We start from the raw sequence: 15,576 nt of genomic DNA on the forward strand, positions 1-15,576 counted from the left end.
ATTCGATGATTGTGGCTAAAATAATTACTATGGCTGTGAAAAGGTTAATAATTTTATCTTTAGTTACAATTTCACCAGTTCTCATTAATTTAACATCAAAAAAACTACACTCTTGAATAGATTTATTTAAGAACTCTGGGAGAGTTTTTCCTAAAACTGAATAATAGGAATATTGGAAGCCAGTTATATCAGTTGTTTCAACCCATGTTTTCACACATTTTATTTTTTCATATTTCTTGTAGTCTACTGAAAGCGATTGGCTTAATGCTTTGGCATTAGGAACGATTTCTTCGTGTGTACTTATATAGCCAATTAATTCATTTAAGAATTTTTTTTGGCTACGGATGTCTTTTTTAGATGGATTTAAATGATTTGAAGTTTTGCATTCGCCTGTTATTGATTCAACTTTCTTTTTCTTGGGAGTGAGTGACATAATCGGGCTTCAATAGTTGTACATAATTAACTATTTTAGCTTAAAAGTCATTAAGTTGTGTGTAAGGTACTCATAACTAAAAAAAGCGTTAACGCCGTGTGTTTTTAAAAGTTGAAGACATAAAAAAGCCCTAGATGATAGGGCTATTGTTGATTATTATTCAACTGAGTTATAACGGTCTTGCCATTTTTGAGCTGCAACTTCATATGTTAAATTTTCCAATTCCATAATTTCCTGAATCTGATGTTCGCGAGCTTCTTGGTAATCTTCTTCTTGCTGTTCAAGATTTAGATCTTTTCTCATGTTTAATCCCCCTTAATTAAAAAATTTCAGTTCGATTAATATGCAGAAAAAGAGCTAAGGTTTCAATACTACAAATGATGCAATATAACATTAAATTTTTTCGTATTAGCAGATAGCTTGACGCTCTATAACGTGCAGATTATCCTTAGCCTGCTGACCTACATCGTCAGTCGGTTTTGACAGACCGTTATCATCTAGCACATCAAAAAAGTAATTTTTTGGTGGCGAACTCGTTCGTCCCCCTTCGTTGCGGTAGGGCGAGGGAGGGACGCCTTGTGCGTGCCGGTTCCTAGATGACTGGTCTGTCAACCCTTTCTCGTTCTGCCACCATCATTTGACAGTGACTTGGTAGAACTTCTAAACCATCTAGGAGTACGCCATGCGCTTACATCAATACCGTCTTTTATATTTCTCTTTTTTCATGTTTGTATGATTGGGTGATTAGACCTGATGCTGCGCAGTCAATGCATAGCTATGTCGATGACTTTCTAAGAATAAAACTTTTTTAAGTACATATTACCGATATGAAGATGAATCTCTCATGCTGTTTTGAGGGTCATAGATCCGTGTGCTTTATCGTCTATAACACTTCAAAAAAACATAGATATTCATTCCAACATTCATGCATGGGGAGCACTGCGTCTGGTCAAGACAGGTGATGCCCTATAAAAAGAGAAAATGATTATGTTTAAAACATTCCTAAAAACTGCCCTTATTTCATCACTGCTTACAGGCGCATCATTGGCACAAGCAGGCTGGTTTGCGCAAGCCAGCGAAGCCTATTTTGTTAAGGCCCGTAATCTGGGTGGCGGGGTGTATCAGTGCATGTATAAAACCAATCCCGGCAACCGTGGTTGGCGTAATTTCACGGTGAACTTTCAGGGTGGTTGTCCACGCTTCGTTCACTTTAATGCGCAGAATGGTCAAGTCACTGTACCCAACTAAAGACGGGAGCATTTGAGATGAACCAAAAAACCATATTGGGCTTGGCGGCAATCTTAGCCCTGACCCTGATCAGCATTGCAGGCTTCTATTTCTTTAGCCCCAAATATGTATCTGAAAAAACGGTTCAAGCCAGTACTTCTGAGGCCAGCTCTGCACAGTCTTTGGAAACTGCCAGTTCAGAGCCAGCTTCAACCGAGATTGCAGCGGCAGAAGTGGATGGGATCGATGTCAAAGAACTGACCACGGGAAGCAAAAGTCTGAGTCCAGCAGACCATGAACCTGAATTACTGAGTTTTGAGTTTGATAAAAACCTAAAGTCTGTCGATACCTTATTGTCGATGCTGCCTTATGACGAACTGCCTCAGTTTGAGCAGGACAACATAGACAAGTATCAACGCTATGTCTTTGCTAAAGCCGCAAAAGATACAGGCAAATCAGTGAAAGACTTCAGCTTGCAGGAACATGGAGCACTGGAATCGGAGCAGGCGGGCAATCGTTACTACGTTTATAAATTTGATAATGGCACAGACTGTGAAATCCATCTGGTCAGCATTGATTTAAACACGGGAGATTATGGCGTGAGCTATAACTACTGCTAAGGATGAAATCTATGAAGCAATTTTTTAAACCCATCCTACTCGCAGTAACTGCAACGACAGGAATGTTGTTGAGTGGATGCAGTTCTGGCCTTGATCCAAATACATTTACAGTAGAACTCGATGTCAAAGATACCAGTAACTGGTATGCACAAAATCAATCCGCTACAGTATTGACCATCCGTTCTAACAGTCCAGATCCGATTGATGTTACCAATGTGCTGATCAACAACGGTGAATGCAGTTATGAAGGTTATCGTCGATCGTTGGAATATCCACAGCATTTTAAAATGGGTCTGCGTTTAAGACTGAAATTAACCGGCTGTGGCTATGACAATGTCGTGCGTGTTGATGTTGAAACGGAGAAGGGTACTGCAAGCTATAGCTTCCAATAACGGCCTTCGACTCTCCACGACAAAGCAAAAACTAAATCAAACCGTGTCCTTAATGGGCACGGTTTTTTTATGCCCTTAATTCAGCTCTTCGCACTGAATTCATTTCACAAGGAATATCAATGTCCTTTATTCAATGCCCCTACTGTCAGTCTACGCATGTCAGACAGACCGATTCAGGCAACGCCCACGCCAACTATTTCGAACAACTGCAACGTTGTATTTCCCCCACACAGATGGCGATGTTTGGTATGCAGGTCGCAAAAAAAGCAGGCGTTTCACCTTTTATTGGTGCCACGGTCGGGGTGGTCATCGGTGGCGTCCTAGTCGTCGTCAGCCAGTACTACTTTGAAAAGTATTACAGCCAAGCAGATCAATATCTCTGTCAGGACTGTCATCAGCATTTTGCTTGGGCCAAGCCTTAAGCACTTTATGGCTCATTACTTCTAAATATTTTAATTCAATCAATTTCAGGAATTTTTACTATGGCACATCAAATTGAAAACATGGCTTATGTCGGTCAAACCCCTTGGCATGGTTTGGGTAATCAACTGACACCCAATCAACCGATTGAAGTTTGGGCCCAGCAGGCGGGCATGGACTGGCAGATTGAAAGCTCGAATGTCAGCTATATGGCGCAGAACGGGCGTGGGCAAAGCATCATTATGCCGTATGAAGAACAGCGCGTGTTGTATCGCTCTGATACGCATGCCCCCTTATCTGTGGTCAGTCAACGTTATCAGGAAGTCCAACCCCGAGAGATTCTAGAATTTTATCGAGATTTGACTGAACAATCAGGTTTTGAACTGGAAACCGCAGGGGTACTCAAAGGGGGTAAGAAATTCTGGGCATTGGCGAAGACAGGGCAGACCTCTGCCTTAAAAGGCAAAGATGTCAGCAATGGTTACATTCTCTTGGCTACGGCGTGTGACGGTACATTGGCAACTACAGCACAATTCACTTCAATCCGTGTGGTGTGTAACAACACTTTAGCCATTGCCTTAAAAGGTCAGAACGCAAGTGCAGGCGTAGTCAAAGTGCCACACAGTACCAAGTTTGATGCGCAGAAGATCAAACAGCAATTGGGGATTTCAGTGCGGGCATGGAACGAGCACATGTATGAAATGAAACAGCTCAGTCAACGTAAAGTCACACAAAGTGAAGCGGCAGCTTATTTTGATGCGGTTTTTAACAATACCAGTCTGAGTCCAACCGAACAGGATGACAGTATTATTCAGTTTTATCGTAATGTGGCAGTGCAAGGAAGCCAATCCGCTAAAGCTGACAATAAGTCTGAACCGAATGGACGTGCCATGTCAAAAGTCATGACTATGTTTAATGGGCAGGGTCGTGGGGCAGAGCTCAGTTCAGCCAAAGATACCGCTTATGGCTTACTGTGTTCCATTACAGAATTTTATGATCATGAACGCCGAGCCATGAGTCAGGATCATCGTTTAGATTCAGCATGGTTCGGTGCAGGGGCTAGTTTAAAACAACGAGGATTAGAAGTAGCTTTAAAGATGATTAACTAACTTAAATCAACGAACAACTCATCCGATTAACGAGCAAACAGTAAAAAGAGACTAAAGAGCCACATTTTTTGATGTGGCTTTTTTATGCCCGAAATTTAATAAAATACGGAAATAAACAATGAATAGTCATTCGAATAGCAGTACTGAAGAAATTCACCGAATTAAGAAGACCTGATACTTAAGCAGTGTCTTGACTTTGAAAATTTAAGGCGGGCTTTAATTTTTTCAATGCTTATGAATTAATGCTTTTCCAAGTAATGTATTGGAAAAACTTAAATTGGAATTTGTAGTAACGCCATTTTTGTAAAATAAACTATTGACAGTACGAAAGCCTCATCTTACACTAAGTAATAATTTGCAGAAACGCCATTACAGCAAAATGAGGGAATGATGGGGATAAAACTTAAGAAGCTTGCCTCTATACAAACGGGACATTCTTTTCGTTCAAAAATCGAACCTGATTCTGATGGAAATATTTCAGTTATTCAGATGAAAGATCTAACTGAAGATAACCGACTTAATGCTAAAGAGTTAGTGCAGATTGATATGCAGGATTTAAAGGAGCATCACAGGGTCAAAATTAATGATTTGGCGTTTCGTTCCAGAGGTCAAACAAATACAGCAGCAATCATCGATCAGCAACTAAAAGACGCAGTTATTGCAGCTCCTTTACTACGAATTAGGGTTGAGAGTAATTTGATTTTGCCGGCATATTTATGTTGGTTTATTAATCAACCGTCTTCGCAAGCAGCGTTGCAAAGTAAGGCAACGGGGACAGCAGTAAGAATGATAGGAATATCAGCAATTGAGGACCTGGAGGTTGTAGTACCAAGCTTAGATGTACAGCAGAAGATAATTAAAATTTACCAATTATCTATCGACGAACAAAAGCTAATGAATGCTTTAGCAAAGAAAAAGGAGGTATTAACAGGCGCAATTTTAATGCATTTAGCAATGAATACCCAGTAATGACAGTTACCGGGTTAGATCAAGCAAAAGTGTGACAGCACTTTTAGTAAAACTTCAATCCAAATACAGGAGCCATAATTATGGCAAAGAAAACATCATCAAGCAAGGGCAATACCCGACACGTCGTACCGCATTCTGATGGATGGGCTAACAAAAAAGGTGGTGCTGAACGTGCCTCAAGTGTGCACAGCACTAAACGAGAGGCCGAAGCCGCAGCGCGAGAACAAAGTAAACGCGAAGGTTCTGAGCTTATTGTGCATGGTCAAAATGGCCAGATACAACGTAAAGATAGCCATGGTAACGACCCCAGAAATATTAAAGGATAAGGAGCTCTTATGATTGATGAATACAAGAAAAAAATTGGTTTACCTGAATCGCATACTTTCAAAATCGTGAGTAGTCAGTGGTCGCAAAGAAAAGGCCAAGACACTGATACGTATGAATGTGAAGAGTTGAATGAACAAGGTGAAGTGATTGCAAAGTATACCGTAAAGGACAGTACATCAATGTACCCTCCATTTGGGCGGTCGATTACATGGACTCAATCCACTGTACTCAATACTTAATATTTTAACTTATAGCAAGCGGGGCAAAGCCTGCCCTGCTTTATGAATACTGACCAAATTGAAGGCCGTTTATGAGCGATAAAATTCAACAAAAAGACATTAACAATGCAGCTTGGGCTGCATGCGACACCTTCCGTGGCGCTGTAGACCCTGCGCAATATAAAGACTATATTCTGGTGATGCTCTTCGTAAAATACATCTCTGATGTGTGGAATGACCACTACGCAGAATACAAAAAACAGTATGGTGATGATGATACTCGTATCAGACGTAAGCTGGAACGCGAGCGCTTTGTGCTGCCAATTGTTGAGCTCACAGAAGAAGTAGAAGACCCAGCTACTAAAGAGAAAAAAAGCGTCGTTACCGACACTTTTCTAGCCAACTACTATTCATTGTTAGAGCGCAAAAACGAGCCAAACATTGGTGAGTTGATCAACATTGTGTTAGAGCACATTGAAACGGCGAACAAAGCCAAATTAGAAGGAGTGTTCCGTAATATTGATTTCAATAGTGAAGCTAACTTGGGTAAAACCAAAGACCGTAACCGCCGCCTAAAAACCTTGCTGGAAGACTTCAATAAGCCAGCACTCGACATGAGCCCGTCGCGTGTGTCTGAAGACGTGATTGGCAACACCTATATCTATCTTATTGAGCGCTTTGGCTCAGATGCAGGTAAAAAAGCTGGTGAATTCTATACGCCTCATAAAGTATCTGAGCTGGTTGCACGCTTGTCTGCACCTAAATCAGGCGCACGTATTTGTGATCCCACCTGTGGCTCCGCAGGGTTATTGATTGAAGCTGCGCGTCAAGTAGGAGATCGTAATTACTCACTTTATGGTATGGAAGTAAACGGCAGCACTTGGGCGCTTGCACGAATGAATATGTTTTTGCATGGCTCGGACTCCGCACGCATCGAATGGTGTAACACTTTAACCTCGCCAGCTTTGATCGAAAATGACAGGCTAATGAAGTTTGATAACGTGGTTGCGAACCCACCATTTTCACTCGATAAATGGGGTTCAGAAGATGTTGAGGAAGATAGATACAACCGTTTCTGGCGTGGGCTGCCACCTGCATCAAAAGCAGACTTTGCTTTCATTAGTCACATGGTAGAAGCTGCGGTTGAAAAAGAAGGTCGGATTGCTGTAGTGGTTCCTCATGGCGTGTTGTTTAGAGGCGCTGCGGAGGGCCGCATTCGTCAACAATTGATTGAAGAAAATCTGTTGGATGCAGTGATTGGCTTACCAGGAAACTTATTCCCAAGCACCGGCATTCCAGTGGCAATCCTGATTTTTGATCGTTCACGTGAAAAAGGTGGTGAAAATGAAAACCGAAAAGACGTGTTGTTTGTCGATGCCAGCGGTAAAGATCACTACCAAGCAGGGAAGAACCAAAATATCCTGTTGGATGAGCACCTCGACAAAATTGTTGCGGCGGTAACAGCCCGTGAAGAAGTAGAAAAGTACGCCCATTTAGCCACTTTTGCAGAAATTAAAGAGAACGATTTCAACCTGAATATTCCACGCTATGTCGACACTTTTGAAGAAGAAGTCGAGATCGATATTGTGGCGGTACAGGCTGAAATTACTGCTCTTGAAGCCGAGTTGGTAGAGGTGCGTAGCAAAATGGCCGAGTTGCTACAGGATGTTGTACCTGCAAACCAGTCGGAGGGGATAAAATGAGTGACAATACCGGTATTAGTACAGAGCATCTCACCTTCGAAAGCTTAAAGTATGAAGCTGAAGGCTCAGAGTTTTGGTATGCCAGAGAACTGCAATCTGTTCTTGACTACACTAGTTGGGACAAGTTTGAGCGTGTTATTAAAAAAGCTATCACTGCTTGTGAGGGCTCTGGCCAATCGAGTGAAGACCATTTTTCCCAGGTGGGAAAAATGGTTGATATTGGCTCTGGTGCTAAACGAGCCACGCGTGATTATAAGCTTTCTCGTTACGCCTGTTACCTTATTGTGCAAAACGGCGATGCCAGTAAACCGGTGATCGCCAATGGTCAGACTTATTTTGCTATTCAAACCCGTCGCCAAGAGCTGCAAAACGACAATGGTTTCCAGCAGTTAAATGAAGACCAAAAGCGCTTAATGCTACGTAATGAACTGGCCGACCATAACAAGCAACTGGCCGCTGCGGCTCGTGATGCTGGTGTTGAAACAGAAATTGACTATGCCATTTTCCAAAACCACGGCTACAAAGGGCTGTATGGTGGTTTAGACAATAAAGCCATTCACCAGCATAAAGGCCTGAAGAAGAGTCATAAAATACTCGACCACATGGGAAGTACCGAGCTTGCTGCTAACTTATTCCGCGCCACGCAAACGGAAGAAAAGCTTAAACGCGATCAGGTTTCTAATAAAAAGCAAGCCAACCAAACTCACTTTGAGGTAGGCGCAAAAGTACGTGCTACCATTGAAGAGCTCGGCGGCACCATGCCGGAAAATTTACCTACGCCGGAAAAAGGTATTCCCCAATTGGTGCGTGCTCAGAAGAAGTTGGAGGGTGATAATGAATAAATACACTCAACCACTTGCAAATTTAGTAGTGCCCAAAGGTCTACAAACTGGGCCATTTGGCAGCCAATTAAAGGCCGAAGAATATACACATAATGGTATACCTGTAGTTATGCCTAAAGATATTTATGGCGGGAAAATAAAAACAGAATCCATTGCGAGAACTTCTGTGGAGAAATCCAAAAGCCTTCAAAAACACTTTTTACAGGAGGGAGATATTCTCTTTCCTAGAAGAGGAAATCTTGGACGAATAGCAGTCGCATCCAAAAATAATGAAGGTTGGATCTGCGGTACAGGCTGTCTAAGAGCTAGATTAAAAAGCGATATTTCTTCGGGTTATATCCACCAGTTTGTACAAATGCCTCAAGTTGTAAAGTGGTTAGAAAATAATGCTCTGGGGCAAACAATGTTAAATTTAAATACCAGCATTATTGGTAAGCTACCAGTTTATGCTCCACCACTAGATGTACAAAAAAATATCGCAGAGGCATTACAAGCTTGGGACAAGGCCATCGAAAAAACCGAAGCATTAATTGTGGCAAAGGAAAAGCAGTTTGATTGGCTGTGTTCTAGCCTGATTAATTGTGCTGGTCATAAACGCCTAGCTACTTCAAAGCTGATAGGTGAGGTTTCTAAACGCAATAAAGATAGAAATATTGAGCGCGTTTTGAGTGTAACGAACCACAGTGGTTTTGTATTGCCTGAGGATCAATTTGAACGACGCGTAGCAAGCGCAGACGTTTCAAATTATAAAGTCGTTGAAAAAGGCCAATATGCTTATAACCCTTCGAGAATTAATGTAGGTTCTATTGCTCGACTTGATGATTGGGAGAACGGCATTTTAAGCCCAATGTATGTTGTCTTTAAAATTGATAATATAAAAGTTTGTAGTGACTACTTTTTACATTGGTTAAATTCAAACGAGGCCCGTCAGCGTATAAAAAATAGTGCTCAAGGTAGCGTAAGAGAAACTGTTAGCTTTAAAGATCTAGGCACAATAGATATTCCTTTGCCAGTAATGAGCGTGCAAAAAGATGTGGCGTACAAGCTTAATCTGGCTAAAAGGGAAATTAGCTTACTTAAACAGATGCTAGAACAATACCGTGACCAAAAATGCGGATTGATGCAAAAGCTATTAACTGGCGAGTGGCAAATAAATACCCAGCCGCCGTTGGCAAAGGAAATGTGTGATGAGGAGAGCGTATGAGCACGCCTACAGTAATCTACGCTATTAATTCGGAGCCTTTAGGTTTTGAGTTTAACGAAAAGTATTTGTCGCAAATTCCTGCCCTTCAACAGCTAATCAATTTGGGTTACCAATACCTTACTCCAGAACAGGCATTAGCTGAACGTGGTGGGCGCAGCGCCAATGTGATTTTGGAAGGGGTGCTTCGCCAGCAGCTAAAAAAGATTAATCGCATTAACTATAAAGGTGGCGAGTATCTGTTTAGCGAAGAGAACATTCAAACCGCTATCCAAAAGTTAAAAAATATTAAGTTTGATGGCCTGCAAATAACTAATGAGTCTATTTACGATTTAATCACCTTAGGCTCAGCCATGGAGCAAACCATTGAGGGGGACTCAAAGAGTTTTACCCTCAATTACATTGATTGGAAAAACCCTAGTAACAACACCTTTCATGTAGTGGCCGAATTCTCGGTTGAACGTACGCGTAGTACAGACACTGTACGCCCAGATATTGTGCTGTTTGTTAATGGTATTCCCTTTAGTGTGATTGAATGTAAATCGCCTAAAGTGGATGTTGAGCAAGCGATATCACAAAACATTAGAAACCAAGGTGATGACTATATTCCACGCCTCTTTACCTATGTGCAGCAAGTGCTGGCGGTGAATAAAAACGCTGCGCAATATGCCACAGCAGGCACACCTAAGAAGTTCTGGGGCGTGTGGAAGGAACAAGAAGATAAATCCACCGATGTCGATAAAGGTGTAAATACTGCTCTAAACGACGATACTAAAACACTGTTATTTAGTGGTGAGTTTGCCGCTGCCCGTCCATTTTTTGATGCTTTAGAGGCTGAAGGAAGTCGCTTAATCACTGAGCAAGACAACGCCATTCACAGCCTGTGCCGCCCAGATCGTTTATTAGACTTAGTATACCGTTTTACTTTGTTTGATGGTGGCATTAAGAAAGTAGCCCGCTATCAGCAATATTTTGTGATTAAAGCGACCATCGCCCGAATCAAGAAAAACAACACTAAAGAAAATCGCCAAGGCGGTGTTATTTGGCATACCCAAGGGTCGGGTAAGTCGCTCACTATGGTGATGTTAACTCGTGCAATGGCGCTGGATTCACAGTTGATCAACCCAAGAATTATTTTGGTTACTGACCGAGACGACCTTGATAAACAGCTTGGCAATACCTTTGCAGCCTGCGGTTTGAGCCGTGAACGTGCAACCTCGGGCCGTAATTTGGTGAAACACCTGAAAAACAAAGTGGGCCTAATCACCACGCTGATTCATAAATTTGATAAAGGCTGGGTGGCGGAAAAGTTTGTTGATGAGTCGCACGATATTTTTGTGCTGGTCGATGAAAGTCACCGTACCAACTTTGGTTCATTGGCGGCCAGAATGCGCCAAATGCTGCCCAATGCGTGTTTTCTTGGTTTTACCGGCACACCGCTACTGAAAAAAGAGAAGAATAACTTTGCCAAATTTGGAGGTCTGATTGAGCCGCACTATACCATTAAACAAGCGGTCGCTGATGAAGCAGTATTACCCCTACTGTATGAAGGCCGGCATGTTGAAATGGAGCAGAATCAATCGGCTATCGACTTATGGTTTGAGCGCCACACGGCAGACTTAAGCAAAGAACAAAAAGCCGACCTTAAAAAGAAATATGCCCGTGCGGAAATGTTGAATAAAGCCGATCAGGTGATTTATATGCGCGCCTTTGATATCAGCGAGCATTTTCGTGCTAACTGGCAAGGCACCGGCTTTAAGGCTCAGCTTGTCGCCCCTAGTAAATCAGCCGCGTTAAAGTATCAGCAATTTCTACAAGAGATTGGCACTGTGACCACTGAAGTCGTGATTTCTGGCCCTGATACCCGTGAAGGCTACGATGAAGTGGATGAAGGACCAACCGATGAGGTGGGTAAATTCTGGGGCAAAATGATGAAGCGCTTTGGCTCTGAAGAAGAGTATACCAAGCAAATCATCAACCAATTTAAATATGGTGATGACCCAGAAATATTGATTGTAGTTGATAAATTATTAACCGGTTTTGATGCGCCGCGAAATACAGTGTTGTACCTTTGTAGAAAGTTGAGAGAGCACACGCTGTTACAGGCAATCGCTCGGGTTAACCGATTGTACGAAGGCAAAGAATTTGGCTATATCATCGACTATGCCAGCGTATTGGGTGAGTTAGACAAAGCGCTGACTATGTATGAAGCCTTTGAAGGGTTCGACGAAGATGACTTGGCGGGTACGCTGACATCAATCAACGAGGAAGTGTTCAAGCTGCCGCAGCGTTACTCAGACTTATGGGATTTGTTTAAAGAGGTAAAAAACTCAAAAGACGAAGAAGCCTATGAGGTGTTATTGGCCGATGATGAATTGCGCGAAGAGTTTTATGAATGCTTATCGGCATACAGTAAATCTTTGGCTATCGCTTTATCGTCTGAGCAGTTCATTATGCACTCGGATGAGAAAAAGCTACAAACCTATAAAAACGATTTAAAGCGTTTTCAGAACTTAAAGGCAGCGGTAAAGTTGCGTTATGCTGAGGCGATTGATTATCGTGACTACGAGCCAAAAATTAAAAAGCTATTGGATACGCATATTCAAGCTAATGAGGTGACTCAGCTTAATGAGCCGGTGAATATTTTTGATGAAAAAATGTTTACCGCAGTGAAAGAAGAGCAAGGGGTTTATCAAGCCAAAACAACAGCATCGAAAGCGGACACCATTGCCCATGCCACTAAGCGTAGTATTTCGGAGAATATGGATGAAGACCCTGCGTTTTATGAAAAGTTTTCAAAGCTGATCCAAGCGGCTATTGATGACTTTAAGGCCAAACGCTTATCAGACTTGGAGTATCTCAATCGGGTGATTGATATTCGTAACAAAGTGGCAACTAAGCAGCATGACGATATGCCCGATTGTATTCGTGAGAATGACGAAGCCTGTGCTTACTTTGGCCTGATTAAGCCACAGTTTCAGCAAGTTGAAACACTCAACGAGTTAGATGATGACCAACTAGATGCCATTGCCGCTCAAACATCCTTAGCGATACAAAAAATCATTGATAATCATTGGAAGGTCGATTTTTGGGATGATTCCGATGTTCAAAAAACGGCGATGAATGATATTGACGATTTTCTTTATGATGAAGTCAAAGAGCAATATGGTGTGACACTGAGCTTAGAGCAAATGGATGAAATCATTGAGAAAACCATGCAGGTTGCGAAGCATCGGAGGTGTTCTTAATGTCATCAACCATCAAGCAAACTGATATGCCACTGGCAAGCGCTGAAAATCTAGCTGTTGTGTATGGAGGGGGAGAAATCCCTTTTCAGCTAGAGTTTTCTAAACGTAAGTCGCTAGAAATATCGGTTCATCCTGATAAATCAGTTTTTGTTAAAGCGCCTGAAGGCACCGACCATGACGCAATTGAAGCCAAGGTTAAAAAGCGTGCTCGGTGGATCAAACGTCAAATCCGTTACTTTGACCAGTTCGACCCAAGAACACCTTCGAGAAAATACGTCAGTGGTGAAAGCCATTTATATTTGGGCAAGAAGTATCGCCTAAAAGTAGACGTTGAACCTAATAATAGTGTTGCGTTGAAAGCCGGTTTCTTTGAAGTCACTTCAACTAATGGTAAACCAGATCATGTTAAGTCACTGTTAAGGGATTGGTATTTTGAGAAGGCGAATTTCTATTTAAATAAGATATTTTTAGAATGCTGGGAAAAATTTAAATATCCCGATTCTGTGAAGCCTAATGTTAAAATCATGCAGCTCAAAAAACGCTGGGGGAGCTTATCTAAAAATAGAACACTAACTTTAAATCGGGATTTGATTAAAGCCCCAAAAGAATGTATTGAGTATGTGATCATTCACGAGTTGTGTCATTTGGAGCATCACCACCATGGTCCTGAATTCTATCAATTGCTCGAACGTTCTTTACCTGATTGGGTAAGACGCAAACAAAAACTAGAAATGGCACTGATTTAGCAAAAGTTATCCTTGTGTGCCAAAGTACATATTTTGAGCTCCAGGGGTATCGTCTGCTTTAGATTGGAAATTGTATTAGCAGTTCATTGGGCTGTGACTGTGCTGCACTAAAGTTGTTCATCTAAATATTGTCTTTACAGGATTGCTGGTGTTTTACAAAGGGAGAGCAGTAGGAGGGATAGTTATTGTCTGAAATTTGCTACAATTAAGTCAATTTTACATTTTCTCTTTTCAGCTAATATTTAGAAATATGTGCATATTATAGATTTTTATAATGTTTAACTAATAATAGAATAGTTGTTAGAACTTTTGCTATCACCGCTTACATTGATAATTCTGGTTGATTTTTTTGTTCAATTGGCTGGTTGTTTGAATTTTACACCAAATTTACACCACAACTTATTTTAAATTATATAATGCTTTGATTTGATTATTATTTTTTTGTTATCCGATCCAATCCATCATCGGGGCAACACTGATTCGCGGAGATTGAGTGTTTTCAATGTTTTTGTTAATAGTCATTAAAAATCATACCTTTAATCTATATTTCGCAACCTGCGCGAATCTGTTTAAACCTGTGTTTAGGTGGGTTAATCGGTTTGCATTTACACCATAATCAAAACAATCTGTGGTGTAAATTATGGGGTTAATGACAGCAAAGAAAGGTGCAGAGGGTAAAGTGAATTATCGTACTGCGATTCGAATCAATCGAAAGGGCTTTCCTACTTTTTCTGAAAATAAAGTATTTCATTCAAAGAAGTTGGCTAAAAACTGGGTTAAGAAACGAGAAGTCGAAATCCAACAAAATCCTGATATTTTACTTGGCAAAGAAAAGCTGATTGATCTGACCTTATCAGATGCCATAGATAAATATTTGGATGAAGTCGGGAGCGAGTACGGAAGGACGAAACGCTATTCTCTGCTCTTAATTAAGAAACTACCAATCGCGCGCAATATTATCACAAAAATAAAATCAGTACATTTGGTCGAGCATGTTGCTTTAAGGAAGGGGGGAGTCCCTCATCTCGAACTGGAACTGATCGCGACTAGTACACAGCAACATGAGCTTTTACATATCCGTAGGGTGCTTTCTCATGCCGCTGTTATGTGGGAAATGGATATTGATTTAAATGGGTTCGATAAGGCTACGGTTCAGTTAAGAAAAACACGCCAAATATCTTCCAGTCAATAAAGAGACCGACTTCCTTCAACAGATGAACTGATTGCATTGACGAAGTATTTTACAGAGCGATGGAAGCTAAACCATTATGGTTCTAAGTTGATTATGTGGTTTGCTATTTTCTCATGCAGACGTGAAGTCACCCCATTATTATCTGAAAGATTAGACAGACCACTTCTATTTCGAGAGCAGACTAATTTACAAATTCATTTGTTGGCATGCCGTTCATGTCGTCATTATGGAAAATAAGTCAAAACACTCAGTCAGCTTTCCAAAGCGTTTAAAAAGTTTGATGATGGTGAGTAGGTCGTGACTGCTGTTTCAAAATAAAAATACCTCAGGCCAAGTTAATATGATTAATGTAAAAAACTATTACTTCGAGTTTGAGATTTTGTATGTGAATGATGATGTTTGTTTTATAAAATCTCTATGTTTTTTAAAGAAAAATATTTTATATCGGTTTTTTTCTTTGTGATTATTTTGTATATTTAATGATCAAATTAACATTGTGAAGAGGGTGGTATGTATAACTTTTCGGTAAGTGATCTAGACCAAATCATTGAAAATACGCTGAATGAAAATAAAAAGATCAGTAAAATGTTGATGGGATATAAGCTATTTCATGAGTTAATGAATGATCCTAAGTTTCATGCAGAAGTGACCAATTCAGCTTTAAGTGCGACGAAAAGAAAATATAAGAATCTAAAAATCAAAATCACGACGGATGAATACCAGCTACACTTTGAATAAAATCATGTGCTTGAATAAATAATCGTGGACTCAAACTGCAACATTAAAATTATGAGTACCTACTTTTCTACTGTGAAAAAATTCGATAAGATAACAATCCATTATTTTTTTGTGCTTTATATGCGCCCCCGAATACGAAAGTTCTTACATTCCTTTTATTCAACACCAAATTCAAAAGTTCTCGAAATGAA

General features: G+C 40.8%; 16 protein-coding genes and 2 pseudogenes. 16 read left to right on the forward strand and 2 right to left on the reverse strand.

The window, feature by feature from the left end; translation table 11 throughout:
- Positions 1–433 (reverse strand): hypothetical protein (locus DCO44_RS09360; RefSeq protein WP_133243155.1); only part of this gene is annotated, 433 nt, incomplete at its 3' end.
- 156 nt (positions 434–589) lie between these two features.
- Positions 590–736 (reverse strand): hypothetical protein, encoded by a 147-nt coding sequence (locus DCO44_RS16615; protein WP_164836590.1) that lies wholly within the window; start codon positions 734–736, stop codon positions 590–592.
- A gap of 684 nt (positions 737–1,420) precedes the next feature.
- Here DCO44_RS16615 and DCO44_RS09370 point away from each other — a divergent pair.
- The 16 genes and pseudogenes from DCO44_RS09370 to DCO44_RS09440 all read left to right on the forward strand — a co-directional run bounded on the left by DCO44_RS09370 (position 1,421) and on the right by DCO44_RS09440 (position 15,385).
- Positions 1,421–1,681: a hypothetical protein gene (locus DCO44_RS09370; RefSeq protein ID WP_116761279.1), complete on the forward strand. Its 261-nt coding sequence runs from the start codon at positions 1,421–1,423 to the stop codon at positions 1,679–1,681.
- 17 nt (positions 1,682–1,698) lie between these two features.
- Positions 1,699–2,280: a hypothetical protein gene (locus DCO44_RS09375; RefSeq protein WP_116761281.1), complete on the forward strand. Its 582-nt coding sequence runs from the start codon at positions 1,699–1,701 to the stop codon at positions 2,278–2,280.
- 11 nt (positions 2,281–2,291) lie between these two features.
- A complete protein-coding gene (locus DCO44_RS09380; RefSeq protein WP_116761283.1) occupies positions 2,292–2,672 on the forward strand; it encodes a hypothetical protein in 381 nt (126 codons plus the stop codon).
- A 119-nt stretch (positions 2,673–2,791) separates the two neighbouring features.
- Positions 2,792–3,094, forward strand: a complete 303-nt coding sequence (locus tag DCO44_RS09385) for a hypothetical protein (protein ID WP_116761285.1) — start codon at positions 2,792–2,794, stop codon at positions 3,092–3,094.
- 60 nt (positions 3,095–3,154) lie between these two features.
- A complete protein-coding gene (locus DCO44_RS09390; protein WP_116761287.1) occupies positions 3,155–4,201 on the forward strand; it encodes a DUF932 domain-containing protein in 1,047 nt (348 codons plus the stop codon).
- 387 nt (positions 4,202–4,588) lie between these two features.
- A complete protein-coding gene (locus DCO44_RS09395) occupies positions 4,589–5,170 on the forward strand; it encodes a restriction endonuclease subunit S (protein ID WP_265735815.1) in 582 nt (193 codons plus the stop codon).
- 80 nt (positions 5,171–5,250) lie between these two features.
- A complete protein-coding gene (locus DCO44_RS09400) occupies positions 5,251–5,496 on the forward strand; it encodes a DUF2188 domain-containing protein (protein ID WP_116761291.1) in 246 nt (81 codons plus the stop codon).
- A gap of 9 nt (positions 5,497–5,505) precedes the next feature.
- The gene (locus DCO44_RS09405) at positions 5,506–5,736 is read left to right on the forward strand and encodes a hypothetical protein (RefSeq protein WP_116761293.1); all 231 of its coding nucleotides are present in this window, start codon (positions 5,506–5,508) and stop codon (positions 5,734–5,736) included.
- 71 nt (positions 5,737–5,807) lie between these two features.
- Positions 5,808–7,418 carry a type I restriction-modification system subunit M gene (locus DCO44_RS09410; protein ID WP_116761295.1) on the forward strand — a complete coding sequence of 537 codons (1,611 nt, stop codon included), beginning with the start codon at positions 5,808–5,810 and terminating at the stop codon, positions 7,416–7,418.
- Entirely contained in the window at positions 7,415–8,260 is an 846-nt protein-coding gene (gene dinD / locus DCO44_RS09415; RefSeq protein WP_116761297.1) for a DNA damage-inducible protein D, read from the forward strand. The genes DCO44_RS09410 and dinD overlap by 4 nt, the downstream gene beginning before the upstream one ends.
- Positions 8,253–9,464, forward strand: coding sequence for a restriction endonuclease subunit S (locus tag DCO44_RS09420; protein ID WP_116761299.1), 1,212 nt, complete (start codon positions 8,253–8,255; stop codon positions 9,462–9,464). The genes dinD and DCO44_RS09420 overlap by 8 nt, the downstream gene beginning before the upstream one ends.
- Positions 9,461–12,709 (forward strand): type I restriction endonuclease subunit R, encoded by a 3,249-nt coding sequence (locus DCO44_RS09425; RefSeq protein WP_116761301.1) that lies wholly within the window; start codon positions 9,461–9,463, stop codon positions 12,707–12,709. The genes DCO44_RS09420 and DCO44_RS09425 overlap by 4 nt, the downstream gene beginning before the upstream one ends.
- The gene (locus tag DCO44_RS09430) at positions 12,709–13,455 is read left to right on the forward strand and encodes a M48 family metallopeptidase (protein WP_116761303.1); all 747 of its coding nucleotides are present in this window, start codon (positions 12,709–12,711) and stop codon (positions 13,453–13,455) included. Before DCO44_RS09425 ends, DCO44_RS09430 begins: the two co-directional genes overlap by 1 nt.
- A gap of 640 nt (positions 13,456–14,095) precedes the next feature.
- Positions 14,096–14,773: pseudogene (locus tag DCO44_RS09435) on the forward strand (integrase); the annotation flags it as partial.
- Positions 14,753–14,881 (forward strand): annotated as a pseudogene (locus DCO44_RS16620) (zf-HC2 domain-containing protein); the annotation flags it as partial. The pseudogenes DCO44_RS09435 and DCO44_RS16620, both read left to right, overlap by 21 nt.
- 276 nt (positions 14,882–15,157) lie before the next feature.
- The gene (locus DCO44_RS09440) at positions 15,158–15,385 is read left to right on the forward strand and encodes a hypothetical protein (RefSeq protein WP_116761305.1); all 228 of its coding nucleotides are present in this window, start codon (positions 15,158–15,160) and stop codon (positions 15,383–15,385) included.
- Positions 15,386–15,576 lie beyond the last annotated feature (191 nt).

This window comes from Acinetobacter sp. AM, assembly GCF_003105055.1.
Lineage (GTDB): Bacteria > Pseudomonadota > Gammaproteobacteria > Pseudomonadales > Moraxellaceae > Acinetobacter > Acinetobacter tibetensis.